General features: G+C 68.6%; 23 protein-coding genes. 14 read left to right on the top strand and 9 right to left on the bottom strand.

The annotated features are described in order from the left end of the window. Positions 1 to 14: 14 nt before the first annotated feature. Both serS and CK951_RS12240 read right to left on the bottom strand, forming a co-directional pair. On the bottom strand, positions 15 to 1,307 hold the full coding sequence (serS, locus tag CK951_RS12245) for a serine--tRNA ligase (RefSeq protein WP_096786415.1): 1,293 nt from the start codon (positions 1,305 to 1,307) through the stop codon (positions 15 to 17). Positions 1,308 to 1,373: 66 nt separating this feature from the next. Further along, positions 1,374 to 1,931: a superoxide dismutase family protein gene (locus tag CK951_RS12240; RefSeq protein ID WP_096786414.1), complete on the bottom strand. Its 558-nt coding sequence runs from the start codon at positions 1,929 to 1,931 to the stop codon at positions 1,374 to 1,376. Between the two features lie 215 nt (positions 1,932 to 2,146). Between CK951_RS12240 and yajC the strand changes: the two genes are divergently transcribed. Genes yajC through CK951_RS12195 form a run of 9 tightly spaced genes read left to right on the top strand, consistent with a single transcriptional unit; the run spans position 2,147 to position 8,335 of the window. Beyond that, positions 2,147 to 2,476, top strand: coding sequence for a preprotein translocase subunit YajC (gene yajC, locus CK951_RS12235; RefSeq protein ID WP_096786413.1), 330 nt, complete (start codon positions 2,147 to 2,149; stop codon positions 2,474 to 2,476). A gap of 18 nt (positions 2,477 to 2,494) precedes the next feature. Further along, positions 2,495 to 4,159: a protein translocase subunit SecD gene (gene secD, locus CK951_RS12230; RefSeq protein ID WP_096786412.1), complete on the top strand. Its 1,665-nt coding sequence runs from the start codon at positions 2,495 to 2,497 to the stop codon at positions 4,157 to 4,159. A gap of 10 nt (positions 4,160 to 4,169) precedes the next feature. Beyond that, positions 4,170 to 5,144 (top strand): protein translocase subunit SecF, encoded by a 975-nt coding sequence (gene secF / locus CK951_RS12225; protein ID WP_096786411.1) that lies wholly within the window; start codon positions 4,170 to 4,172, stop codon positions 5,142 to 5,144. 51 nt (positions 5,145 to 5,195) lie between these two features. Further along, the gene (locus tag CK951_RS12220; RefSeq protein WP_096786410.1) at positions 5,196 to 5,549 is read left to right on the top strand and encodes an Mth938-like domain-containing protein; all 354 of its coding nucleotides are present in this window, start codon (positions 5,196 to 5,198) and stop codon (positions 5,547 to 5,549) included. Between the two features lie 37 nt (positions 5,550 to 5,586). Beyond that, positions 5,587 to 6,219, top strand: coding sequence for a heme ABC exporter ATP-binding protein CcmA (gene ccmA, locus CK951_RS12215; protein ID WP_096786409.1), 633 nt, complete (start codon positions 5,587 to 5,589; stop codon positions 6,217 to 6,219). After that, positions 6,216 to 6,872 (top strand): heme exporter protein CcmB, encoded by a 657-nt coding sequence (ccmB, locus tag CK951_RS12210; protein WP_096786408.1) that lies wholly within the window; start codon positions 6,216 to 6,218, stop codon positions 6,870 to 6,872. The genes ccmA and ccmB overlap by 4 nt, the downstream gene beginning before the upstream one ends. Positions 6,873 to 6,919: 47 nt before the next feature. Next, positions 6,920 to 7,648: a heme ABC transporter permease gene (locus CK951_RS12205; protein WP_096786407.1), complete on the top strand. Its 729-nt coding sequence runs from the start codon at positions 6,920 to 6,922 to the stop codon at positions 7,646 to 7,648. Next, positions 7,645 to 7,806, top strand: coding sequence for a heme exporter protein CcmD (gene ccmD, locus CK951_RS12200; RefSeq protein WP_096786406.1), 162 nt, complete (start codon positions 7,645 to 7,647; stop codon positions 7,804 to 7,806). Before CK951_RS12205 ends, ccmD begins: the two co-directional genes overlap by 4 nt. Then, positions 7,799 to 8,335: a DsbE family thiol:disulfide interchange protein gene (locus CK951_RS12195; RefSeq protein WP_096786405.1), complete on the top strand. Its 537-nt coding sequence runs from the start codon at positions 7,799 to 7,801 to the stop codon at positions 8,333 to 8,335. Before ccmD ends, CK951_RS12195 begins: the two co-directional genes overlap by 8 nt. Positions 8,336 to 8,337: 2 nt before the next feature. Here CK951_RS12195 and CK951_RS12190 read toward each other — a convergent pair whose 3' ends face one another. Both CK951_RS12190 and acnA read right to left on the bottom strand, forming a co-directional pair. Beyond that, positions 8,338 to 8,673, bottom strand: coding sequence for a TM2 domain-containing protein (locus tag CK951_RS12190; RefSeq protein WP_096786404.1), 336 nt, complete (start codon positions 8,671 to 8,673; stop codon positions 8,338 to 8,340). Positions 8,674 to 8,811: 138 nt separating this feature from the next. After that, complete coding sequence (acnA, locus tag CK951_RS12185) at positions 8,812 to 11,496, bottom strand: aconitate hydratase AcnA (RefSeq protein ID WP_096786403.1); 2,685 nt, start codon at positions 11,494 to 11,496, stop codon at positions 8,812 to 8,814. A 221-nt stretch (positions 11,497 to 11,717) separates the two neighbouring features. Between acnA and CK951_RS12180 the strand changes: the two genes are divergently transcribed. After that, a complete protein-coding gene (locus CK951_RS12180; RefSeq protein WP_096786402.1) occupies positions 11,718 to 12,425 on the top strand; it encodes a thioredoxin family protein in 708 nt (235 codons plus the stop codon). Here the strand turns inward: CK951_RS12180 and CK951_RS12175 are convergent. Next, a complete protein-coding gene (locus CK951_RS12175) occupies positions 12,422 to 13,489 on the bottom strand; it encodes a hypothetical protein (RefSeq protein WP_096786401.1) in 1,068 nt (355 codons plus the stop codon). The genes CK951_RS12180 and CK951_RS12175 overlap by 4 nt on opposite strands. Further along, positions 13,486 to 14,529 carry a tryptophan--tRNA ligase gene (trpS, locus tag CK951_RS12170; RefSeq protein ID WP_096786400.1) on the bottom strand — a complete coding sequence of 348 codons (1,044 nt, stop codon included), beginning with the start codon at positions 14,527 to 14,529 and terminating at the stop codon, positions 13,486 to 13,488. Before trpS ends, CK951_RS12175 begins: the two co-directional genes overlap by 4 nt. A 90-nt stretch (positions 14,530 to 14,619) precedes the next feature. On the opposite strand from trpS, the gene CK951_RS12165 reads away from it, so the two are divergent. Further along, positions 14,620 to 15,306, top strand: coding sequence for a rhomboid family intramembrane serine protease (locus CK951_RS12165; protein WP_096787250.1), 687 nt, complete (start codon positions 14,620 to 14,622; stop codon positions 15,304 to 15,306). A gap of 3 nt (positions 15,307 to 15,309) precedes the next feature. Here the strand turns inward: CK951_RS12165 and murJ are convergent, their stop codons facing one another. Genes murJ through CK951_RS12150 form a run of 3 tightly spaced genes read right to left on the bottom strand, consistent with a single transcriptional unit; the run spans position 15,310 to position 20,802 of the window. After that, the gene (gene murJ / locus CK951_RS12160; RefSeq protein WP_096786399.1) at positions 15,310 to 16,851 is read right to left on the bottom strand and encodes a murein biosynthesis integral membrane protein MurJ; all 1,542 of its coding nucleotides are present in this window, start codon (positions 16,849 to 16,851) and stop codon (positions 15,310 to 15,312) included. Next, positions 16,848 to 19,643, bottom strand: coding sequence for a [protein-PII] uridylyltransferase (locus tag CK951_RS12155; protein ID WP_096787249.1), 2,796 nt, complete (start codon positions 19,641 to 19,643; stop codon positions 16,848 to 16,850). The genes murJ and CK951_RS12155 overlap by 4 nt, the downstream gene beginning before the upstream one ends. Next, on the bottom strand, positions 19,627 to 20,802 hold the full coding sequence (locus CK951_RS12150; RefSeq protein WP_096786398.1) for a penicillin-binding protein activator: 1,176 nt from the start codon (positions 20,800 to 20,802) through the stop codon (positions 19,627 to 19,629). Before CK951_RS12150 ends, CK951_RS12155 begins: the two co-directional genes overlap by 17 nt. 84 nt (positions 20,803 to 20,886) lie before the next feature. Here CK951_RS12150 and rsmI point away from each other — a divergent pair, with 84 nt between their 5' ends. From rsmI to gshB, 3 genes are read left to right on the top strand one after another with little or no spacing between them, the layout of a single operon-like run. Next, positions 20,887 to 21,774, top strand: a complete 888-nt coding sequence (gene rsmI / locus CK951_RS12145; RefSeq protein ID WP_096786397.1) for a 16S rRNA (cytidine(1402)-2'-O)-methyltransferase — start codon at positions 20,887 to 20,889, stop codon at positions 21,772 to 21,774. Further along, positions 21,771 to 22,124 (top strand): YraN family protein, encoded by a 354-nt coding sequence (locus CK951_RS12140; RefSeq protein ID WP_096786396.1) that lies wholly within the window; start codon positions 21,771 to 21,773, stop codon positions 22,122 to 22,124. The genes rsmI and CK951_RS12140 overlap by 4 nt, the downstream gene beginning before the upstream one ends. Before the next feature lie 58 nt (positions 22,125 to 22,182). Beyond that, positions 22,183 to 23,133 carry a glutathione synthase gene (gene gshB / locus CK951_RS12135; protein WP_198402349.1) on the top strand — a complete coding sequence of 317 codons (951 nt, stop codon included), beginning with the start codon at positions 22,183 to 22,185 and terminating at the stop codon, positions 23,131 to 23,133. The last annotated feature ends 9 nt before the right edge of the window (positions 23,134 to 23,142 follow it).

Here is a 23,142-nt window from a genome sequence, read left to right as displayed (position 1 = left end):
CGCGGCCCCCTTGTTCATTCCAGCCTGCCGTCGGCGCTGATGCGGCGCTTGCCGCCCAGATAGGGGTGCAGCACCTCCGGCAGGTCGACCGAGCCGTCCTCCTGCTGGCCGTTCTCCAGCACCGCGATCAGGCAGCGGCCCACGGCCAGACCCGAACCGTTCAGCGTGTGGACGAACTCGGGCTTGCCGCCCGCGGCGGGGCGGAAACGGGCGTTCATCCGCCGCGCCTGGAAGTCGCCGCAGACCGAGACCGAGCTGATCTCGCGATAGGTGTTCTGGCCGGGCAGCCAGACCTCGAGGTCGTGGGTCCTGGTCGCGCCGAAGCCCATGTCGCCGGTGCAGAGCACGATGGTCCGGTAGGGCAGGCCCAGCTTTTCAAGGATCGCCTCGGCGCAGCGGGTCATCCGCTCGTGCTCGGCCAGGGAGGTGTCGGGCGTGGTGATCGAGACCATCTCGACCTTCTCGAACTGGTGCTGGCGCAGCATGCCCGAGGTGTCCTTGCCCGCACTGCCCGCCTCCGAGCGGAAGCACTGGGTATGCGCGGTCATGCGGATCGGAAGCTGCGCCTCGTCGAGGATCTCGCCCGCGACCGTGTTGGTCAGGGTCACCTCGGCGGTCGGGATCAGCCACCAGCCGTTGGTGGTCTGATAGCTGTCCTCGGCGAACTTCGGGAGTTGCCCGGTGCCGAACATCGCCTCGTCCTTCACGAGGACGGGGGTCCAGGTCTCGGTCAGGCCGTGCTCGGTCACATGGGTGTCGAGCATGAACTGCGCGAGCGCGCGGTGGACGCGGATCACCGCGCCCTTCAGCATGACGAACCGGCTGCCCGAGAGCTTCGCCGCCGTGGCGAAATCCATGCCGGGCTTCACGCCCGCAATCTCGAAATGCTCAAGGGGCTTGAAGGAGAAGTTGCGAGGCGCGCCCCAGCGGCGCAGCTCGACGTTGTCGGCCTCGTCGGCGCCTTCGGGCACGTCGGCAAGCGGCAGGTTCGGAATCGCGATCAGCATGTCGCGCAGGCGGGCGTCCTCGGCCGCGGCCTCTTCGTTGAGGCGCGCGACCTCGGCCTTCTTCTCGGCGACGAGGGCGCGCAGACGCTCGAACTCTGCCTCGTCGCCGCGGGCCTTGGCGGCGCCGACTTCCTTCGACGCACGGTTCTGCTCGGCCTGCGCCGTCTCGGCCGCCAGGATCTTCGACCGCCGCGCCTCGTCGATGGCGAGGATCTCGCCCGAGAGCGCCGACAGCCCGCGCCGGGTCAGGGCGGCGTCGAAGGCTTCGGGGGTCTCGCGGATGGCGCGGATGTCGTGCATGGGATCACCTTGGCTTGAGGATCAGGCTTCTAATGCCCGATCCCGCCGGTCAGGTGAACCGCAAACTTATTCGATGACGGCGCAGGCGATCCGGTCTCCGGACTTGCCAGAGGGCTGGCTTTCGTAGTCGTCCGGCCCGGCGTGCAGGACGAGCGCGCGGCCGGTCAGGTCCGAGGCGTTCTCGCCCGAAAGCTGGACGAAGGTGTTGAAGACCTGCGCGCGCAGGATGCCGTCCGCACCGACATGCTGGTTCGGCATGTCCCCGGCATGGGGCCCGTCCTCGACCATCAGGCCGTGCTGCGTCTGCGAGATGTCGAAGTGGCCGCCCGCGGATTCGAAGCCGCCAGCCGGGTCGCATTCGCCGTTCTGGTGGATGTGGAAGCCCAGCCAGCTGTCGGCGGGCAGGCCCTGAAGGTCGAGCGTGATCAGGACGCCGTGGGGCAGGGGCGCGATGCGCGCGGTGCCGATCGCGGTTCCGCCGGTGTCGATGAAGGTCGCGGTCCGCTCGGCGAAGCCCGCTGCCGCGCCTTGGGTCTGTTGACTCTGCGTCTCCTGCGCCGCGAGGGGCAGGGCCGTGGCGGCCAGGATCTGCGCCGCAAGCGCCGGGGCGATCATCCGTGTCATGGGTCTCCTCCTTGAACGAGCCGGGGTGGCCCTGCCGACCCAACGGACGCGGCCAAGGTGGTGTTCCGCGCCCCCGCACGGATGCCGGGCCTTGGATCGCGGCGGGTCGCGCATATATGGCCGGCCATGGCTTGCTTGCCATCGCGGCACCCCGCGGCTAGGGTGCGCCCCGCCAAAGTCCGGGCCAGATCCCGTGTGAACCCAAGAGGACGTCCATGTTCGTGACCCCCGCCTTCGCCCAGGCCGCCGCCCCCGGCGGCGCTGCCGGCGCCTTCACCAGTTTCGTGCCGCTTATCCTGATCTTCGTGATCATGTATTTCCTGCTGATCCGTCCGCAGCAGAAAAAGCTGAAGGAACACAAGGCCATGGTCGATGCGCTGCGTCGCGGCGACCAGGTGCTGACGGGGGGCGGGATCGTCGGCAAGGTCGTCAAGGTGCACGAGGACGGCATCGTCGACGTCGAGATCGCGGATGGCGTGAAGGTCCGCGTGATGAAGTCCACCATCGTTCAGGTCATGTCCAAGACCGAACCCGCTGCCGCCTGATCCCGGGGTCCGGTCCAGATGTTTTACATCCCGCTGTGGAAGCGTGTGCTGATCTGGGGCATCTGTGCCCTGGCGATCCTCTACGCTTCGCCGAACTTCTTCTACAGCCGCGTCGAAAGCCGCAACGACGCGGTCGCCGCCATCGAGAAGGCCGGGGGCACTGCCACCCCCGAGCAGCAGGCGGCGGCGGGACTCTGGCCGGACTGGCTGCCCTCCAGCATCGTGAACCTGGGGCTTGACCTGCGCGGCGGGGCGCATCTCCTGGCCGAAGTCCAGGTCGAGGATGTCTACGTCGCGCGCATGGATGCGATGTGGCCCGACGTTCGCGACGCCTTGCGCGGGCTGCGCGACGAGGTCGGCTCCATCCGCCGCCAGCCGGCGCCTCCGGGCGTGCTGCGCGTCGCGCTCTCGCGCGCCGAGGGGATGCCCGCGGCGGTCGAGGCGGTGCGCAAGCTCGCCCAGCCGATCATCTCGTTCTCCGGCATGGGCCAGACCGACATCGAGGTCGCGGGTGACGGAGAGGTGCTGACGGTGCAGCTGACCGACGCCCAGCGGGCGGCCCTGGACAGCCACACCGTGCAGCAGAGCCTCGAGATCATCCGCCGCCGCGTCGACGAGGTCGGCACGCGCGAGCCGACGATCCAGCGCCAGGGCGAGGACCGCATCCTGATCCAGGTTCCGGGCATCGGCTCGGCGGCGGAACTCAAGTCGCTGATCGGCACCACGGCCAAGCTGACCTTCCACCCGGTTCTCGGCCGCACCGCGGATGCCGGGGCCGATGCCGGCGGCAACCTGCTGCTGCCCTCGGCGGACGAGCAGGGCATCTTCTACATCATCGAGCGGGCGCCGGTGGTCAGCGGCGAGGATCTTGTCGATGCGCAGCCCTCGTTCGACCAGAACAACCGTCCCGCGGTCAGCTTCCGCTTCGATCCCGCCGGCGCACGCGCCTTCGGCGACTATACCGCCGAGAACATCGGCAAGCCCTTCGCCATCGTGCTGGACGAGGAGGTGATCTCGGCCCCCGTCATCCAGGCGCACATTGCGGGCGGCTCGGGCATCATCACCGGCAACTTCAGCGTCGAGGAATCGACCGAACTGGCCGTCCTGCTGCGCGCGGGCGCGCTGCCGGCCGAGATGACCTTCCTCGAGGAACGCACCGTCGGCCCCGAACTGGGGCAGGATTCGATCGACGCAGGCCGCACCGCCTCGATCGTCGGCATGATCGCCGTCGTGTTCTTCATGATCGCAAGCTACGGCTGGTTCGGCGTGATGGCCAACGTCGCGCTGGCCATCAACGTGATGGGGATCCTTGCCATCCTGTCGCTGATCGGCGCGACGCTGACCCTTCCGGGCATCGCCGGCATCGTCCTGACCATGGGCATGGCGGTGGACGCGAACGTGCTGATCTACGAGCGCATCCGCGAGGAACTGCGGCAGGGCAAGCAGCCGGGCCGGGCGATCGAGCTGGGCTTCGAGAAGGCGCTGTCGGCCATCGTGGACGCGAACGTGACCACCTTCCTCGTGGCCGTGATCATGTTCGCGGTCGGATCGGGCACGGTGCGCGGCTTTGCCGTGACGCTTGCCATCGGGATCATGACCTCGGTCTTCACCGCCGTCTACGTGACGCGCGTCATCGTCGCCACCTGGTTCGCCTGGCGGCGGCCGCGCACCATCACCGTGTGAGGAGCCGCGAATGGCCTTCCGTCTGAAACTCTGCCCCGCAAAGACCAACATCGACTTCTTCGCGGCCGCGCCGGTCACCTTTGGCGCCTCGGTGGTCGCGATGATCGCCTCGGTGATCATCTGGGCGGTGATGGGCCTGAACTTCGGCATCGACTTCCGGGGCGGCACCACGATCCGGACCGAGTCCACGCAGGTCGTCGACGTGGCGACCTACCGCGAGGCGCTGCAGGGCATGAACCTCGGCGACATCTCGATCACCGAGGTCTTCGACCCGGGCTTCCGCGCCGACCAGCACGTCGCGATGATCCGGATCGGCGCGCAGGACGAGACACAGTCGATCACGCCGGAGCAGATCGCCAGTGTCGAGGCCGCGCTGAAGACGGTGGACCCGGCGATCACCTTCCCTTCGGTCGAGTCGGTCGGTCCCAAGGTCTCGGCCGAACTGATCTGGTCGGCCATCCTCGCCGTTGCGGCCGGCTGCGTCGGCATCGGCATCTATATCTGGTTGCGGTTCGAATGGCAGTTCGCGCTCGGATCGGTCGCGGCGCTGTTCCACGACGTGCTGGTGACGATCGGCATCTTTTCGCTGTTCCAGATCAAGTTCGACCTGACCACCATCGCGGCGCTGCTGACGATCCTCGGCTATTCGATCAACGACACGGTGGTGGTGTTCGACCGGCTGCGCGAGAACCTCGTGAAATACAAGACGATGCCGCTGCGCGACGTGATGAACCTGTCGGTGAACGAGACGCTGTCGCGCACGCTGATGACCGTGATGACCACGTTGATCGCGCTGGTCTCGCTGCTGATCTTCGGTGGCGACGTGATCCGCGGCTTCATCTTCGCGATCACCTTCGGCGTGCTGATCGGCACCTATTCGTCGATCTACATGGCGAAGAACATCGTTCTCTACCTGGGCGTGGATCGCGGCGGGCCGAAGAAGGACAACCGCGCGGGCACGCAGTTCGCCAAGGCCGACGCCTGATCTCCCTGGAAGGGGCCGGAACCTCCGGCCCCCAACAAGGTTCCTTTCGCCATGCGACTGACCGAGATCACCTATGACACCGCCCAGCCCGTCGAGGGCTATGGCCCCGGCTTCTTCCGCATCGGAGGACAGGTCCTTGATGGCGCCTGCCTGATCTCGCCTTGGGGCGCCGGCGGCTGGGGCGGCCTTGCGGATACGGCCACGCTGCTGGCGCTGGTGGACCGGATCGACGTGCTGCTGGTCGGCATGGGGGCCGAGGCGGCCCATGTGCCGCCGCAGTTCCGCGCGACGCTGGAGGGGGCGGGGATCGGGGTCGAGGTCATGGCCTCGCCCGCCGCCTGCCGGACCTACAACGTGCTGATATCGGAGGGTCGGCGCATCGCGGTGGCCCTGCTGCCGGTCTGACCTTCCGCCGCCGGAAAAGATGCGTTAGGGCAGGGCGATGGACCTGAGCGTCACCGACCTTGCCTGCGCCCGCGGCGGCGTGACCGTGCTGGAGCGCGTGAGCTTCCGCCTGCGCGCCGGCGGGGCGCTGATCCTGCGCGGGCCGAACGGCATCGGCAAGACCACCCTGTTGCGCACCATCGCCGGCCTGCAGCCTGCCGTCGCCGGCGAGATCTCGATGCCGGCCGAGACGGTGGCCTATGCCGCCCATGCCGACGGGCTGAAGGGGACGCTGACCGTGGCCGAGAACCTTGCCTTCTGGTCGGCGATCTACGGCACGGACAAGCCTGCCCTGGCGATGGAGCGGATGAACCTGTCCGCGCTCGCCGACCGGCAGGCGCAGAACCTGAGCGCCGGGCAGAAGCGCCGGCTGGGCCTTGCACGGCTGCTGGTGACCGGGCGGCCGCTCTGGGTGCTGGACGAGCCGACGGTGTCGCTCGACGTGGCCTCGGTCGCGCTGTTCGGCGACGTGGTGCGCGCGCATCTGGCCGAGGGCGGTTCGGCGTTGATGGCCACGCACATCCACCTCGGGCTGGACGAGGCCGAGGTGCTGGACCTTTCGCCCTTCCGGGCCGAGGTGCCGGTGCACGGGGCAGCGCAGGACGATCCCTTTGCCGGGGTGACGGCATGATCGCGCTGCTGTCCCGCGACCTGCGGCTGGCCCTGCGCGCAGGCGGCGGCTTCGGACTGGGCCTTGCCTTCTTCCTGCTGGTCGCCGTGCTGGTGCCGCTGGGCGTGGGGCCCGAGCCCGCGACGCTGGCGAAGATCGCCCCCGGCATCCTCTGGGTGGGAGCGCTGCTGGCGAGCCTGCTGTCGCTGGACCGGATCTTCGCGCTGGATTACGAGGACGGCTCGCTCGACCTGCTGGCCACGGCGCCGATCCCGCTGGAGGGCGTGGTGGCGGTGAAGGCCGCGGCGCACTGGATCGTGACCGGCCTGCCGCTGACGCTGGTCTCGCCGCTTCTCGCGCTGCTCCTGAACCTGCCGCCCCAGGGCTATCCGCTGCTGCTGGCCTCGCTTGCGCTCGGCACCCCGGCGCTGTCGGTGATCGGCACCTTCGGTGCGGCGCTGACGGTGGGGCTGAAGCGCGGCGGGCTGCTGCTCAGCCTGCTGGTGCTGCCGCTTTACGTGCCGACGCTGGTCTTCGGGGCCGAGGTGGTGCGGCGCGGGGCCGAGGGGATGGCGGTTTCGACGCCGCTCCTGCTGCTTGCGGGGATTACCGCCGGCGTCGCCGCCCTGCTTCCTTTCGCCTCAGCGGCCGCTGTCAGGATCAATCTGCGGTGACGAATGGCCCGCTTGAATCCGGCGAAGGAAGCGCCTAGCTGACGGACATGTCGATCTGGGAATACGCCAACCCTAAGAAGTTCATGGAGACCTCTGCCGTTGCCCTGCCATGGGTGACAGCGGGGACCGTGCTCTGTCTTGTCACGGGCCTTGTCTGGGGCTTCTTCTTCACGCCGGACGACTACAAGCAGGGATCGACAGTCAAGATCATCTACCTGCACGTGCCCTCGGCGCTGATGGCGATCAACGCCTGGCTGATGATGCTGGTGGCCTCGCTGATCTGGCTGGTGCGACGACACCACGTCTCGGCGCTGGCGGCCAAGGCTGCGGGGCCGGTCGGCCTGACCTTCACGCTGGTGGCGCTGGTCACCGGTGCGGTCTGGGGCCAGCCGATGTGGGGCACGTGGTGGGCCTGGGATCCGCGGCTGACCGCCTTCCTGATCCTCGCGCTGTTCTACCTCGGCTATATCGCGCTCTGGCAGGCGATCGAGAACCCGGATACCGCGGCGGACCTGACCTCGGTCCTCTGCATCGTGGGTTCGGTCTTCGCCGTTCTCAGCCGCTATGCGGTGAACTTCTGGAACCAGGGCCTGCATCAGGGCGCCTCGCTCAGCCTCGACAAGGAGGAGAACGTGGCCGACGTGTTCTACCTGCCGCTTCTCGTCTCGATCGGCGGCTTCGTGCTGCTGTTCCTGACGCTCGTGCTGCTGCGCACCCGGACCGAGATCCGCCTGCGCCGGATGCAGGCGCTGCTCGCGCGGGAGCGGATGGCATGATGCCGGACCTCGGGAAATACGCCTTCTCGGTGCTGACCGCCTATGGCGCCTCGACGGGGCTGCTCCTCGGGCTGGTGCTGCTGACGCTGTGGCGCGGGGCGCGGGTGCGGCGCATGTTGCGCGATGTCGAACAGAGGCAGGGGCGGGTGGATGGCTAAGGCGCTGATGTTCGTTCCGCCGGTGCTGTTCGCGGGGCTCGCCGTGATGTTCTTCGTGGGCATGCAGCGCGAGAACCCGGACGAGCTGCCCTCGGCGCTGGCTGGCAAGCCTGCGCCTGCGGTGCGCGTGACACCGCTGGGCGAAGGGCAGCCCTTCTCCGACGCCACTCTGCGCGAACCGGGGGTGAAGCTGGTGAACTACTGGGCAAGCTGGTGCGCGCCCTGCCGGGCCGAGGCGCCCTCGCTGGAGAAGCTGGCGGCCGAAGGCGTGGCGATCCACGGCGTGAACTACAAGGACAAGCCCGGCAACGCGCTGGCCTTCCTCGACGAGGTGGGCAATCCCTACCGGCTGATGGGCGCCGACGAGAGCGGGCGCATGGCGCTGGACTGGGGCGTCTACGGTGTGCCCGAGACCTATGTCATCGACGGCGAGGGCCGGATCGTGCTGCGCTTTGCAGGCCCGGTGACCGAGCGGACGCTGGAGGACACGATCCGCCCGGCGATGGCAAGGGCCGCTGCGGCCCGGTAGGGTCAACCGGCCGTGGCCATGGCCGCGAGTTCGTCCGAGATCCTCACACGCGCGTCGCGGGTCAGCGACTCGATCATGCCGGGGATCAGGAAGGCGTCCACCAGCACCCAGATGCCGACGATGACCAGCAGGATCAGCCCGACGTAGATCACCGACGTCAGGAGGCCCAGGACGGTCAGGGCGATCATGCCCACGGCCGAGCCGGTGCGGCCAAGATAGAACCTGTGCCCGCCAAGGCCGCCGGTAAAGAACCAGAGGAGATAGGCGACGAGCGTCGATTTCTTGTCGTTCGCCAGCCGTTGCTCCACGAGCATCTGTTGCTGAACCGTCAGTGCCATGTCTGGAAGGTCCCGATACCGTTATACTTGACGCCCTTGTCCCCGTGGAATGAGGCGAGGGGGTGGTGGATCCGGTCCGGAAAGATGAAGACCCCGGAAAGTCTTCCGGGGTCTTGCAGTGTCGTCGTGTTCGTCCGATCAGGCCGAGGCGAGGTCGCGCAGCACGTAGTGCAGCACGCCGCCGTGCTCGACATATTCGATCTCGATCTCGGTATCGATCCGGCACTTCAGCTGGATCGTCTTCACCGTGCCGTCCCCGTAGGTGATCGTGCAGGGCACCAGCGAGAGCGGCTTCAGGTCGCCGTCCAGCCCCTCGATGGTCACCGTCTCGTCACCCTTCAGGCCAAGCGACTTGCGGGTCTGGCCTTCGGTGAACTCGAACGGGATCACCCCCATGCCGACGAGGTTCGAGCGGTGGATACGCTCGAAGCTTTCCGCAATCACCGCCTTGACGCCCAGAAGCGCCGTGCCCTTGGCCGCCCAGTCGCGGCTGGAGCCCGCGCCGTATTCGATGCCGCCGAAGATCACCAGCGGCGTCCCCGCCGCCTGATAGGCCATCGAGGCATCGTAGATCGAGGTCTGCTGGCCATCCGGCCCGAGCGTGTAGCCGCCCTCGACCCCGTCCAGCATCTCGTTCCTGATGCGGATGTTGGCAAAGGTGCCGCGCATCATCACCTCGTGGTTGCCGCGGCGGGCACCGTAGGAGTTGAACTCGCGCGGGGTCACGCCACGCTCCACCAGATACTTCCCGGCCGGCGTCGTGTCCTTGAACGAACCCGCTGGCGAGATGTGGTCGGTGGTGATCATGTCGCCCAGCAGCGCCAGCACCCGCGCGCCGGTGATGTTGGTGATTACCCCCGGCTCCTTCGACATGTTCTGGAAGTAGGGCGGGTTCTGGATGTAGGTCGAGCTCGCCGGCCAGTCGTAGGTCTCCGAGTCCGTGGTCTCGACCCCCTGCCACTTCGCATCGCCCTTGAAGACGTCGGCGTATTTCTTCTGGAAGGCCTCGCGCGTCACGCAGCGGTCGACCAGTTCCGTGATCTCGGCGTTGGTCGGCCAGACGTCCTTGAGATAGACCGGGCCGTTGGCGCCCATGCCCAGCGGCTCGGAGGTCAGGTCGATGTTCATGTCACCCGCCAGCGCGTAGGCCACCACCAGCGGCGGCGAGGCGAGGTAGTTCGCCCGCACGTCCGGGCTGATCCGCCCTTCGAAGTTCCGGTTGCCCGACAGCACCGCGGCGGCCACCAGGTCGCCCTCGGCGATTGCCGCCGAGATTTCCGGCTGCAGCGGCCCCGAGTTGCCGATACAGGTGGTGCAGCCATAGCCCACGAGGTTGAAGCCGATGGCGTCCAGATCCTCCTGCAGACCGGCGGCTTCCAGATACTCGCTGACGACCTGCGACCCGGGGGCGAGCGAGGTCTTCACCCAGGGCTTGCGGGTCAGGCCGAGCGCGCGGGCCTTGCGCGCCACGAGGCCGGCGCCGATCAGCACATAGGGGTTCGAGGTGTTGGTGCAGGAGGTGATCGAGGCGATCACCACCTTGCCCGAGGACATGGTGTAGTCCTCGCCCTTCACCGGCACGTCCTTGCCCAGCGGGCGCTTGAAGGACGCCTCCATCTCCTTCGCGAAGGAGGCTTTCGCGTCGGTCAGCGGCAGGTAGTCCTGCGGGCGCTTCGGGCCCGAGATGGCCGGCACGATCTCGCCCATGTCGAGGTGGAGCGTGTCGGTGTAGATCGGCGCGTAGCCGTCGTCGCGCCACATGCCGTTGGCCTTGGCATAGGCCTCGACCAGCGCGATGCGCGCCTCGTCACGGCCCGTCTGGCGCAGGTAGCGCAGGGTTTCGCCGTCGATCGGGAAGAAGCCGCAGGTTGCGCCATATTCAGGGGCCATGTTGGCGATGGTGGCGCGGTCGGCGAGCGGCAGGTGGTCCAGCCCCTCGCCGTAGAATTCGACGAACTTGCCCACCACGCCCTTCTTGCGCAGCATCTGCACGACCTTCAGCACGAGGTCGGTGGCCGTCGTGCCCTCGACCATCTGGCCGGTCAGCCTGAAGCCCACGACCTCCGGGATCAGCATCGAGACCGGCTGGCCGAGCATCGCGGCCTCGGCCTCGATCCCGCCCACGCCCCAGCCAAGGACGGCGAGGCCATTCACCATCGTGGTGTGCGAATCAGTGCCGACGAGCGTATCGGGATAGGCGACCTCGGCCCCGTCCTGATCGCGATCGGTCCAGACGGTCTGGGCGAGGTACTCCAGGTTCACCTGGTGGCAGATGCCGGTGCCCGGCGGGACCACGCGGAAGTTGTTGAACGCCTTCTGCCCCCATTTGAGGAAGGTGTAGCGTTCCATGTTCCGCTCATACTCGCGGTCCACGTTCATCTGGAAGGCGCGCGGGTTGCCGAACTCGTCGATCATCACGCTGTGGTCGATGACCAGATCGACCGGGTTCAGCGGGTTGATCTTCTGCGCGTCGCCGCCGAGCCCGAGGATGCCGTCGCGCATCGCGGCAAGGTCCACCACCGCCGGGACGCCGGTGAAGTCCTGCATCAGCACGCGGGCGGGGCGATAGGCGATCTCGCGCGGGTTGCGGCCGCCCTGCGCGCCCCATTCCGAGAACGCACGGATGTCGTCGACCGTCACGGTCTTGCCGTCCTCGAACCGCAGCATGTTCTCCAGCACGACCTTCAGCGCGGCGGGCAGGCGGGCGAACTGGCCGAGACCTGCTTCCTCCGCGGCCGGGATCGAGTAGTAGGCGTAGCTCGCGCCGCCGACGCTGAGGGTCTTGCGGGTCTTCTGGCTATCGTGTCCGACGGTGACGGTCATGCGGTCCTCCTGGCGCCGTGGCGAGGGTTGGGCTAATGCTCCGCGCGCGTTGTGCCCCACCGGTGCAGGCCGCGCAAGGGAGATGGCACTTATGTATGCCATTGTATGCCGAAAATCCAGAGCCTTCCTGCGGCTTTTTTGCCGCGTTGCCTCGCAAAACCTTGATTGGAACGGGCGCGGGAGGCAGGGCTAGAACGGAGGGCGGAGAACGGGGAGACCTCATGCAGATGCGACTGACGCTTGGCGCCGCTTGCGCCCTCATGCTGGGGCTTGCAGGCAACGCACAGGCACAGTCGCACCCGGGCGTGGTGGTGGAGCTTTATACCTCGCAGGGCTGCTCGTCCTGCCCGCCGGCGGACGAGTTCCTCGCGGCGCTGGCCGCCGACCCCCGCGTCATCCCGCTCGCGCTGCATGTGGACTACTGGGATTACATCGGCTGGAAGGACCAGTTCGCCGATCCGCGCTATACCGAACGGCAGAAGGCCTATGCCCGCGCCGTGGGCAGCCGCACGATCTATACCCCGCAGATGATCGTCGGCGGCGTGGACCGGGTCGAGGGCCATGCGCCCGAGGAAGTCGCGGCGCTGATCCTGAAGCATCTTCAGGCGGCCGAACGCGTCGGGCTCTGGCTGGAACGCGAGGGCGACGTGTTGCGCATCCAGGCCGAGGCCGATCCGCCGCTGGACGCGGCGGTGCGGGTGCAACTGGTCCGCTACCGGCCGGAAGAGACGGTGGACATCGAACATGGCGAGAATGCCGGGCGCACCGTCACCTATCGCAACATCGTGACCTCGTGGCAGGTGCTGGGTGAGTGGGGCGGGCAGGCGCCGCTGTCGCTCGAGGCGCCGGCGGCGGGCGACGAGCCGGTGGCGGTGATCCTGCAGCACGACGGCCCCGGCCCGATTCTCGCCGCGGCCAGCCTGCGCTAGGCCGGCCCGGCCAGCCGCCGCACCAGCCGCAGGCCGACCGACTGCGCGACGGCGCACAGCAGCGCGGTGGCCGAGGCGAGAAGGGCTGCGAGGCTCGCCATCAGCTGCCGCGTCGTCGCGGACCATCGAAGGGTCGTGCGCAGCAGGCGCGTCTTGCCCAGCATCTCGGCCCGCGCCACGGTGCGCGGTCCCAGCGCCTCGGCCGCCGCGGCAAGGCCGCGCGCATCGGCCGCACCGTCGATGTGGCGCAGCAGGTGCAGCGTCTGGGCCGGCGACAGGGTCGCGCCGATCCGGCCCAGACCCTCCGCCACCTCGCCGAGCGGCCTCAGCGCCTCGGGATGCACGAGGCGCGCCACGTCCTCGGCCGAGCGCGCCGCGGGCAGCCGGGCCCAGTCCACCGCCGTTGCGGCCGTGCGCGTGACGAGCCGTGCCAGCGGCGGCGAGAGAAGCTTCATCCGGTGCGCCAGCCGCAGCGTCCCGGTGCCGAGCTTCACCGTCCCGGAACTGCCGCCCGAGGCCAGCAGCACCGCCGTGGCGCCGAGACCCGCGGCGGAGAGGAGAAGATCCACCTGGTCCACCTCGGCGCCCGTCAGCAGCGCCTGACCGGCGCGCGCAAGGCCCGCCACGTCGCCCGCCGGGGTCAGCACCATCGGCGCCTGACAGAACAGCTCCGCCGAAAGGGCGCAGTCGGCGGGCTGCCATGCGCAGCGCAGGCAGCCCGCCGCCTGCTCCAACAGGCCCTTGTCGCGCGCGGCGACAAGCCGTGCCACCAGATCCGGGGGGAGGGGGACGCCACGATCGGCCGCCAGCGTTTCCAGCGCGTGAAGGGCCACGGCATTCGGTGGCGACTCGGCAAGGCGCGCCTCGATCCGCGCCAGCACCGCCTCGGGCGTGGCATGCAGGCTCATCAGGCGGTCCGAGGCGGCGACGATCTCGTCGGCCGCCGCCTCGGTGAAGGGTGCCAGCGCGGGATCGCGGGCGATCCGCGCGGCCGTCAGCAGGGTCGCCACCAGCGAGGCCAGGAGCGCGAGGCTCAGGGCAGCGCGGGCGGCGCGCCGGATCATCTGCGGCGCGATCGGATCATGCCGACGATGTCATAGACCTCCTCGAGGATCGGCCGCGCCACGGCATCCGCACGGTCGGAGCCGTCGGCAAGGATGCGGTCGATCTCGGTCGGGTCCTGCATCAGCCGGTTCATCTCGGCGGTGATAGGCGACAGGACCGACACGGCGAGATCGGCGAGCTTCGGCTTGAAGGTGCCGAACTGCGCGCCGGCGAAGTCGGTCACCACCGCCTCGGGGCTGGTGCCGGCCAGCGCGGCATAGATGTTCACGAGGTTCCGCGCCTCGGGCCGTTCCTTCAGCCCGTCGAGCGTCTCGGGCAGCGGCTCGGGGTCGGTCTTGGCCTTGCGGATCTTCTGCGCGATGGCATCGGCGTCGTCGGTCAGGTTGATCCGGCTCTGGTCCGAGGGGTCGGACTTGGACATCTTCCTCGTGCCGTCCCGCAAGGACATCACGCGGGTCGCCGCGCCCTCGATCACCGGCTCGGTGACCGGGAAGAAGTTGACGCCATAGTCGTTGTTGAACTTCTGCGCGATGTCGCGGGTCAGCTCGATGTGCTGCTTCTGGTCCTCGCCCACCGGGACATGCGTGGCCTTGTAGGCGAGGATGTCCGCCGCCATCAGCGCCGGATAGGCGAAGAGGCCGAGCGAGGCGTTCTCGGAGTTCTTGCCGGCCTTGTCCTTCCACTGCGTCATGCGGCCCATCCAGCCCATGCGCGCCACGCAGTTGAAGATCCAGGCCAGTTCGGCATGGGCCGAGACCTGGCTCTGGTTGAAAAGGATCGACCGCACCGGATCGACGCCCGCTGCCATGAAGGCGGCCGCGGCCTCGCGGGTCTGCTGGCGCAAGCGCTCGGGGTCCTGCCAGACGGTGATGGCGTGCATGTCCACGAGGCAGTAGATCGTCTCGACCCCGTCCTTCTGCATCTCGGCAAAGCGCTTCAGCGCGCCGAGATAGTTGCCGAGCGTCAAGCCGCCGGAGGGCTGGATGCCGGAGAAGATCCGCGTGGGGAAGACCTGAGGCGTTTGGACCGGCTCGGTCATGGTTGGCTCCGTCTGGTAAAAGGGTGGGTTTCGCCTTATCCCCCGGGGCAGGGGGCGTCAATGTGACGGCCCGTGCGCGACGAGGTCCTCATGCGTGACGATTTCAATGCATCGCCGATCAACCCCTTGCCGACGGTGGTGTGGTTCCTGGCCCTGCCGATCATCGCGATGGAGGCGGTGATCGCGCTTGGCCAGAGCGGCCTTGCCGGCGGTCCCGGCGCCGAGGGCTGGCGGCTCGATGCCTGGCAACGCTTCGCCTTCTCGCCCGAGCTGATGCGCGCGATGATCGAGACCGGCACCTATCCCTGGCAGGGGATGATCCGGCTGGTCAGCTATCCCTTGGTGCATGCCAGCTTCCTGCAGGCGCTGATGGCGGTGGTGATCCTTCTCGCGCTGGGCAAGATGGTGGCCGAGGTGTTCCGCGCCTGGGCTGTGCTGGCGGTCTTCCTCGGCTCGGCCATCGTGGGGGCGCTGGTCTATACCGCGCTGCCGATGGCCAAGGTGCCGCTGATCGGCGCCTTCCCGGCCGTCTATGGCCTGATCGGCGCCTTCACCTTCCTGCTGTGGGTCAACCTCGCCGCCAAGGGGGCGAACCAGTATCGCGCCTTCACGCTGATCGGGATGCTGCTCGGCATCCAGCTGGTCTTCGGGCTGCTGTTCGGCAGCGGCTACGAATGGGTGGCCGAGGTGGCGGGCTTCGCGACCGGGTTCCTTCTGTCCTTCGCGGTCAGCCCCGGCGGCTGGGCGCGGGTGATCTCGAAGATGCGGCGGCGCTGAGGCTCAGCCCCGCCGCCTGAGGGCGCGCAGGTCCGACAGCCGGAAGGCCCCGATCAGCGCGCCCGAGCCGAAGTAGCCCACGATCCCCAGCGCCACCAGCGCGGCCAGGCCTGGATAGCGCCAGCCGGACTGCTCCAGCAGCGGCCCGAGCGCGAGGTTCCCGGCGAAGAGCAGCCCGCCCATGATCGCCGAAGCCAGCACGATCCGCGGCACTCGCTCCCGGAACCGCTCGTCCAGCCGCGAGGCGGTCCCCATCCCGCGCGAGCCGTGCCAGAGCTGCCAGACCATCACCCAGCCCGAGACGGTGGTGGCCAGCGCAGCCGCGAGAAAGCCCATCACCGGCATCAGTCCGACCGCGAAGACGAGGTTCACCAGCATCGACAGGACGGCATAGTAGAACGGCCGCCGGGTGTCCTCGCGGGCGTAGAACAGCGGCTGCAGCACCTTGTGCAGCACGAAGGCCGGCAGGCCCACGCCATAGGCGGCAAGCGCGAGCGCCGTGTTCCAGGCATCCTCGGCCCCGAAGGCGCCGCGCTGGAACAGCACCGTGGTCAGCGGCAGCGCGATCACCACCAGCGCCACCGCGGCGGGCAGCGTCAGCATCAGCGCGAATTCGGCCCCGCGGTTGAACGAGGCGCGGCTGCCGGCCTCGTCCCCCGCCCGCAGCCGGCGCGACAGGTCGGGCAGCAGGACCGTGCCGATGGCGATGCCGACCACCCCCAGCGGCAATTGGTAGAGCCGGTCGGCATAGGAGAGCCAGGCGACGGCGCCTTCGGTGAAGCTTGCCACCTGACGACCCACCAGCAGGTTCACCTGCACGACGCCGCCCGCCAGCACGGCAGGGGCGGCGATGATCGCCAGCCGCTTCAGCTCGGGCGTCATCCGCGGCAGATGCGGCCAGAGCGTGAAGCCCGCGCGGCTGGCCGAGATCCAGGTGAACAGGAACTGTGCCACCCCCGTCACGGGCACGGTCCAGGCGAGCGTATAGCCCATGTCCCAGCCGAGCCGATCGGCCAGCAGCATGGCGGCGATGAACATGAGGTTCATCAGCACCGGAACGAAGCTGGCCTCCGTGAACCGTCCGAAGGCGTTCAGCACGCCCGAAAGCAGCGCCACCAGCGAGATGAACAGGATGTAGGAGAAGGCGATCCGGCCGAAATCGACCGCCAGGTCGAAGCGCGCGTCGCCGGCAAAGCCCGAGGCCATCGCCAGCACCAGCCACGGCATCAGAAGCGTGCCCAGAAGCGTGAAGGCCACCAGCACCCCCGCGAGGCCCGAGAAGGCATCGCGGGCAAAGCCCTTGGCATCCTCGCCGCCTTCCAGCTTCTTGGCGAACATCGGCACGAAGGCCATGTTGAAGGCGCCCTCGGCGAAGAAGCGGCGGAACATGTTGGGCAGCGAGAAGGCGATCAGGAAGGCCTCGGCCACCGGGCCCGCGCCCAGATAGGCCGCCATCATGATGTCGCGCGCAAATCCCGCGCCGCGGCTGAGCAATGTCCAGCCGCCGACGGTGAGGAAACCCTTGGCCAGCGAGATCGGCTTCACCGCGACGCCCGCTCCGCGCCCTCGAGGATCGCCTGGCGAAGCTTCTTCTCCAGCGTCTCCTGCCGCGTCTTCTGGTAGAGTTTCAGGCCGAACATGTCCTTGACGTAGAAGGTGTCCACCACCTGCGCGCCATAGGTCGCGATCACGGCCGAGGCGATGTAGATGTTGTTCGCCGCCAGAGTCCGCGTCAGGTCATAGAGCAGGCCGGGCCGGTCGCGGGTATCGACCTCGACGATCGTGTAGATGTCCGAGCCGTCGTTATCGAAGGAGATATGGGTGGGGAAGCGGAACTGGCTTTCGCGCTTCTTCACCTTGTCGCGGTCCGCCAACGCGTCGCGCGCCACGACCTCGCCCTTCAGGGTCTTGTCGATCATCGCCGACAGGCGGGGCAGGCGGCTGATCTCGTAGGGGCTGCCCTCGGCGTCCTGGATCCAGAACACCGCCGTGGCATAGCCGTCCTTCGTCGTATAAGTGCGCGCATCGACCACGTTGGCGCCGACCAGCGCCAGCGCCCCGGCGAGCCGCGAGAAGATGCCCGGATGGTCGGCCAGCGCAAAGCAGGCGCGGGTGGCATCGCGGTCGGGATCGGGATCGAGGTCGATGCGGATCTCGTCCTCGCCCAAGCCCCGCAGCATCCGCGCAAAGACCGCATGGGTGCCATTCGACAGCGCCTGCCAGTAGGGGGCGTAGTGGCGCGCCATCTCGCTGCGCAGGTCCCTGGGGTCCCATTCCTCCAGCAGTTCGCGCAGCGCGCGCTTGGCCTCGTCCTCGCGGTTCTCGCGGTTGAGGCTTTCCATCCCGGCTTCCAGCGCCGTCACCGTGTCGCGGTAAAGCTTGCGGATCAGCTGGGCCTTCCAGTTGTTCCACGTGCCCGGCCCCACGCCGCGGATGTCGCAGACCGTCAGCACCGTCAGCAGGTCGAGCCGCTTCTTCGACTTCACCGCCTTGGCGAAGTCGCGCAGGGTGCGCGGATCGCCGATGTCGCGCTTCTGCGCCATGTCGGACATCAGCAGGTGATAGCGCACCAGCCATTCCACCGTCTCGCATTCGTCGGGGTTCAGGCCGAAGCGCGGCGCGAGGCGGCGGGCGATCTGCGCGCCGAGGATCGCGTGATCCTCGGGCCGGCCCTTGCCGATGTCATGCAGGAGCAGCGCGACATAGAGCACACGGCGGTTCACGCCGCCTTCGGTCAGGATGCCGTGCGAGACCGGCAGCTCCTCGTCCAGCTCGCCGCGCTCGATCTGCGCCAGCGTCGAGATGCACTGGATGGTGTGCTCGTCCACCGTGTAGTGGTGGTAGACGTTGAACTGCATCATCGCGACGATGCGCTCGAACTCGGGGATGAAGGCCCCCAGAACGCCCAGCTCGTTCATGCGGCGCAGCGCGCGTTCCGGGTTGCCGTGCTTCAAGAGCAGGTCGAGGAAGATCCGGTTCGCCTCGCGGTCGTTCTGCATCTCCTCGTCGAAAAGGTGCAGGTTCGCCGCGATCACGCGCATGGCGGACGGGTGGATCAGCAGGCCGGTCCGCAGCGCCTCCTCGAAGATGCGCAGCAGGTTCAGCTTGTCGGCCAGGAAGGCCTTGGAGTCCGAGACGTCGATACGCCCGTTCAGCAGCCGGTAGCCGGGCTTCAGCCGCTTCTTGCGGCGGAAGAAGCCCATCAGCTTCGGCTCGCTTTTCGCGTGGCGCGCCTCGAGCTGTGCGAGGAAGACGCGGGTCAGCTCTCCCACGCGGGTGGCGTGGCGGAAGTAGTCCTGCATGAAGATCTCGACGCCGCGCCGGCCGCGCGTGTCCGAATAGCCCATCCGGGCCGCCACCTCGACCTGCATGTCGAAGGTCAGCTGGTCGGTGGCGCGTCCGGTGATGTAGTGCAGGTGGCAGCGCACCGCCCAGAGGAAGCTTTCCGCCCGCTCGAAGGTCTCGAACTCCTCGCGGGTCAGCAGGCCCGCTGCCACCAGCCCTGCGGGCGAGGCGACGCGGTTGAGATACTTGCCGATCCAGTAGAGCGTCTGCAGGTCGCGCAGCCCGCCCTTGCCCTCCTTCACATTGGGCTCGAGCACGTAGCGCTGCCCGCCCTGCCGCTTGTGACGCTGGGCGCGCTCTTCCAGCTTCACGTCGATGAACTCGGCCCCGGTGCCGCGGAACAGCTCGGTCCAGAGCTTCTCGTCCAGCTCGGTGGCCAGCGGCTGATGGCCGGCAAGGAAACGGTGTTCCAGAAGAGCTGTGCGCACGGTGATGTCCTCGCGCGACATGCGCACGCAGTCCTTCACGGTCCGGCTTGCGTGGCCGACCTTCAGCCGAAGGTCCCAGAGCATGTAGAGCATGCTCTCGATCACCATCTCGGCCCAGGGCGTGATCTTCCACGGCGTGAGGAACAGCAGGTCCACGTCGGAGTGCGGCGCCATCTCTGCCCGGCCGTAGCCTCCGACCGCAATCACCGCAATGCGCTCGGCCTCGGTGGGCGTGGGCAGCGGATGCAGCCGCTCGCAGGCGACGCGGAGCGCGGTGGTGACGAGGCCGTCGGTCAGCACGGCCTGCGACCGGATCAGGCCGCGGGCCTCGCGCGGGCGCGCCTCGAAGGCCTCGGACAGGGCGCGGTTGCCCGCGGCCTTCGCCTCGGCCATGTGGCGGACGGCGATGGCGCGGGCGGCCTTCGGATCGTTCGCGGGGCTTGCGTCGATCTCGGCCAGGATGGCGCGGACGAGCGCCTCCGGGTCGATGATGCGGAAACGGGGCAGGATCAGCCCCTGGAGAAGCGGATCCTGCAAGGCGCCGGTCTCAGAAGCCGGCGCCACCGAAGCTTCGCGGCGCGGGGTCAATCACTACCACCTGGTTGTTGCGGATCTGCGCGACGGCCAATCCGCGTTCGTTCCCGCCGTCGCTCAGCAGCCGGAATATGCCGTTCACGCCGACGAATCCAGAGCCCTGCGTTAGGGCCCGCCCGCTGAGGGCGTCCGCCGGCCCGCGCTTGAGCAACGCCCCCACCGCGGCGACGCCATCATAGGCCAGCCCCGAGATCGGATGCGGAGCCTCGCCATAGGCGGCGCGGTAGCGCTGGTCATACTGGCCATAGACGCCGGGATCGGGCAGCGCGAACCAGCCGCCCTGCACGCCGGGCAGCGACAGCGTGGCCGATGGGATGTCCCAGCGGGTCAGGCCGATGAACCGGGCGGTGTCGGCAGGCAGGCCGTTCTCGCGCAGAAGCTGGGTCACCAGCGGCAGGGCGCCCGCGGTGTCGGCGGTCAGGAACAGCGCCTGGGCATTGGTTGCCTGCGCGCGCTCGACGATGCCCGGTGTGGCCGAGACGATGCCGTTCTGCGAGAATTCGTAGTCCGCCGTGGCCACCACCGAGCCGCCCGCCCGCGCCACGCCGCGCTCGATCGCGGCGCGGCCGCTCTGGCCGGCGGCCGTGCGGTCATGCACCACCATGATCCGGCCCGATCCCTGTCCGACCGCGAAGCGCGACAGACGGTCCGCGGTGTTCTGGAAGGTCGGCCCGAGGACGAAGACGTTGCCGCCGGCGATGTCGGTGTTGTTCGAGAAGCTGAGGACGTTGACCCCGCGCGACGCGACGGCCAGGCCGGCCGCATTGGCTTCCTGCGCGAAGACCGGGCCGAGGATGATCTTCGCACCCTCGTCCACCGCCTGCGTCGCCATCGAGGCGGCCCGCGAGGGCTGGCCGGCCGTGTTGTAGACCCTGAGGTCGATCCGCACATTGCCCAGATCGGCGACGGCCAGCCGGGCGGCGTTCTGAAGACTGCGCGCGATCAGCTCGTCGCTGGCCTGGCCCGAGCCTCCGGGCACCAGCAGGGCCACCGGAACCGGCTGCGACCGGTCGATCGGGGGACCGCCCTGGGTCATGCCGACGGGCTCGCAGGCGGCGACCGCCAGTGCCGCGAGTGCGATCACGGCGCGGCCCACCGACTTGCGGGCGCGGCTGAGAACGGACAACATGCTGGCTCCTCATCCCGTTGCTGTGCCTGGACCGGAGCGTAAGCGGTCCCACCCGGGATGGCAACTTTGGAAGGAGAGCGCCCCATGTCGATCGGCGAAGCCGAGCCGGAACCGGTCGCGACGGGCGCGAGGCCGCTGGCGCCGGGACTGCATTTCGTGGCGACGCCGATCGGCGCGGCCCGCGACATCACGCTCCGGGCGCTCGACATCCTGCGGGCGGCGGACGTGCTGGCGGCCGAGGACACCCGCACCCTGCGGCACCTGATGGAAATCCACGGCATCCCCCTGGGCGGTCGGCCGACGGTGGCCTACCACGACCACAACGGCGAGGCGGTGCGCCCCCGGCTGCTCCGCGCGCTGCGGGACGGCAAGGCGGTTGCCTATGCGTCGGAAGCCGGCACGCCGCTGGTCGCCGATCCCGGCTATCAGCTTGCCCGGGCGGCGATCGAGGCGGGCCATCCGGTGCTGGCCGCGCCCGGACCCTCGGCCGTGCTGGCGGCGCTCACGGTCTCGGGCCTGCCGACCGACCGCTTTCTCTTCGCGGGCTTCGCCCCCGCCACGGCCTCCGCGCGGCAGAAGTTCCTGATGGAACTGGCGGCGGTGCCCGCCACGCTCGTGCTCTACGAGTCGCCCAAGCGCGTTAGCCGAACATTAGATGATCTGGTGCAGTGTCTGGGCAACCGGGAGGCCGCGGTCTGCCGGGAACTGACAAAGCGATTCGAGGAGGTGACGCGCGGTCCGCTTGCCGATCTTGCCGCCGCCTTCCGGGACCGCGCCGTGAAGGGAGAGATCGTGATTGTCGTTGACCGGGCCGCGCCCGTGCAGGCCGAGGCCCGCGACGTCGAGGCGGCGCTGGCCGAGGCGCTGGGGACGATGTCGGTGAAGGAAGCGGCTGCGGCGGTGGCCGGCCGGTTCGGGCTGCCGCGACGGGACGTGTATCAGGCCGCGCTGCGGCTGGCGGAGGACGAATGAGCGGAGAAGTCTCCCATCTGGCGGGCCACTCGGCCGAAGACGCCGTGGCCCGCCTTTATGACCGGTCGGGCCGACCGATCGCCGCGCGGCGCTGGCGTGGTGCCTCGGGCGAGATCGACCTGATCGCCCGCGAGGGCGCCGAGGTCATCTTCATCGAGGTGAAGAAGAGCCGGAGCCACGCCGCCGCGGCCTCCCGCCTGTCGCGCCGCCAGATGGACCGCATCTATGGCGCGGCGTCGGAGTTCCTTGCGGGAGAGCCGCGCGGGCAGCTCACCGCCAGCCGGTTCGACGTGGCGCTGGTCGATGCGCTGGGCCGGGTGGAGATCATCGAGAACGCTTTCGCCGCCTGATCCGGTTGCAACGGTTCAAGCGCTGCGCCATCAAGGGCCGAACCGGCAGGAGATGCGCATGAGCCTAAAAGTCGCCCTTCAGATGGACCCGATCGCCTCGGTCAACATCGACGCGGACAGCACCTTCCGCATCGCCCTGGAGGCGCAGGCCCGCGGGCATCGGCTATTCTGCTACACGCCGGATCACCTGGCCTATGACGACGGGCAGGTGACGGCACGCGGCCACTGGATCGAGCTTCGCCGCGAATACGGCAACCATGTCAGCTTCGGCGAGGAGACCGAGGTGAATCTCGGCCATTTCGACGTGGTCTGGCTGCGGCAGGATCCGCCCTTCGACATGGGCTACATCACCACCACCCACATCCTCGAGTTGATCATGCCCGGGACGCTGGTGGTGAACGACCCGTTCTGGGTGCGCAACTCGCCCGAGAAGCTCCTGGTGCTGCGCTTTCCCGACCTCATCCCGCCGACGACGATCGCCCGCGATCTTGCCACGATCCGCGCCTTCAAGGCCCGCCACGGCGACATCATCCTGAAGCCGCTCTATGGCAATGGCGGCGCCGGGGTGTTCCGGCTGGATCCCAACGACCGAAACCTGTCCTCGCTGCACGAACTGTTCACCTCGATGAGCCGCGAGCCGCTGATCGCGCAGCAGTTCCTGCCGGCGGTCGAGCGGGGCGACAAGCGGATCATCCTCGTCGACGGAGAGCCGATCGGGGCGATCAACCGCGTTCCGCAGTCCGGCGAGACGCGCTCGAACATGCATGCTGGCGGACGGCCGGAGAAGATCGGCCTCACCGACCGCGACCGCGAGATCTGCGCGGTCATCGGCCCGGTGTTGCGCGAGAAGGGGCAGATCTTCGTCGGCATCGATGTGATCGGCGACTATCTGACCGAGATCAACGTGACCTCTCCCACCGGCCTGCAGGAACTCGAACGGTTCGACGGCACCAACGGCGCCGCGCGGATCTGGGAGGTGATCGAGGCGAAACGGCTGGCCTCCGGGTAGCGTGTCGCG

The sequence above is a fragment of the Rhodobacter sp. CZR27 genome (genome assembly GCF_002407205.1).
Taxonomy (GTDB): domain Bacteria; phylum Pseudomonadota; class Alphaproteobacteria; order Rhodobacterales; family Rhodobacteraceae; genus Cereibacter_A.
The sequence above is the reverse complement of the archived record's forward strand: the minus strand, read 5'-3'. Positions and strand labels throughout refer to the sequence as shown.

Bases quoted from the DNA above. Each gene is read 5' to 3' on its own strand.
- CK951_RS12175 (WP_096786401.1), bottom strand. From the start codon at position 13,489: ATGATCCGGCGCGCCGCCCGCGCTGCCCTGAGCCTCGCGCTCCTGGCC.
- ccmD (WP_096786406.1), top strand. From the start codon at position 7,645: ATGATGCCGGACCTCGGGAAATACGCCTTCTCGGTGCTGACCGCCTAT.
- rsmI (WP_096786397.1), top strand. From the start codon at position 20,887: ATGTCGATCGGCGAAGCCGAGCCGGAACCGGTCGCGACGGGCGCGAGG.
- CK951_RS12190 (WP_096786404.1), bottom strand. From the start codon at position 8,673: ATGGCACTGACGGTTCAGCAACAGATGCTCGTGGAGCAACGGCTGGCG.
- CK951_RS12140 (WP_096786396.1), top strand. From the start codon at position 21,771: ATGAGCGGAGAAGTCTCCCATCTGGCGGGCCACTCGGCCGAAGACGCC.
- CK951_RS12205 (WP_096786407.1), top strand. From the start codon at position 6,920: ATGTCGATCTGGGAATACGCCAACCCTAAGAAGTTCATGGAGACCTCT.
- acnA (WP_096786403.1), bottom strand. From the start codon at position 11,496: ATGACCGTCACCGTCGGACACGATAGCCAGAAGACCCGCAAGACCCTC.
- ccmB (WP_096786408.1), top strand. From the start codon at position 6,216: ATGATCGCGCTGCTGTCCCGCGACCTGCGGCTGGCCCTGCGCGCAGGC.
- secF (WP_096786411.1), top strand. From the start codon at position 4,170: ATGGCCTTCCGTCTGAAACTCTGCCCCGCAAAGACCAACATCGACTTC.
- CK951_RS12180 (WP_096786402.1), top strand. From the start codon at position 11,718: ATGCAGATGCGACTGACGCTTGGCGCCGCTTGCGCCCTCATGCTGGGG.
- CK951_RS12150 (WP_096786398.1), bottom strand. From the start codon at position 20,802: ATGTTGTCCGTTCTCAGCCGCGCCCGCAAGTCGGTGGGCCGCGCCGTG.
- secD (WP_096786412.1), top strand. From the start codon at position 2,495: ATGTTTTACATCCCGCTGTGGAAGCGTGTGCTGATCTGGGGCATCTGT.
- serS (WP_096786415.1), bottom strand. From the start codon at position 1,307: ATGCACGACATCCGCGCCATCCGCGAGACCCCCGAAGCCTTCGACGCC.
- CK951_RS12220 (WP_096786410.1), top strand. From the start codon at position 5,196: ATGCGACTGACCGAGATCACCTATGACACCGCCCAGCCCGTCGAGGGC.
- ccmA (WP_096786409.1), top strand. From the start codon at position 5,587: ATGGACCTGAGCGTCACCGACCTTGCCTGCGCCCGCGGCGGCGTGACC.
- CK951_RS12165 (WP_096787250.1), top strand. From the start codon at position 14,620: ATGCGTGACGATTTCAATGCATCGCCGATCAACCCCTTGCCGACGGTG.
- CK951_RS12240 (WP_096786414.1), bottom strand. From the start codon at position 1,931: ATGACACGGATGATCGCCCCGGCGCTTGCGGCGCAGATCCTGGCCGCC.
- trpS (WP_096786400.1), bottom strand. From the start codon at position 14,529: ATGACCGAGCCGGTCCAAACGCCTCAGGTCTTCCCCACGCGGATCTTC.
- yajC (WP_096786413.1), top strand. From the start codon at position 2,147: ATGTTCGTGACCCCCGCCTTCGCCCAGGCCGCCGCCCCCGGCGGCGCT.
- gshB (WP_198402349.1), top strand. From the start codon at position 22,183: ATGAGCCTAAAAGTCGCCCTTCAGATGGACCCGATCGCCTCGGTCAAC.
- CK951_RS12195 (WP_096786405.1), top strand. From the start codon at position 7,799: ATGGCTAAGGCGCTGATGTTCGTTCCGCCGGTGCTGTTCGCGGGGCTC.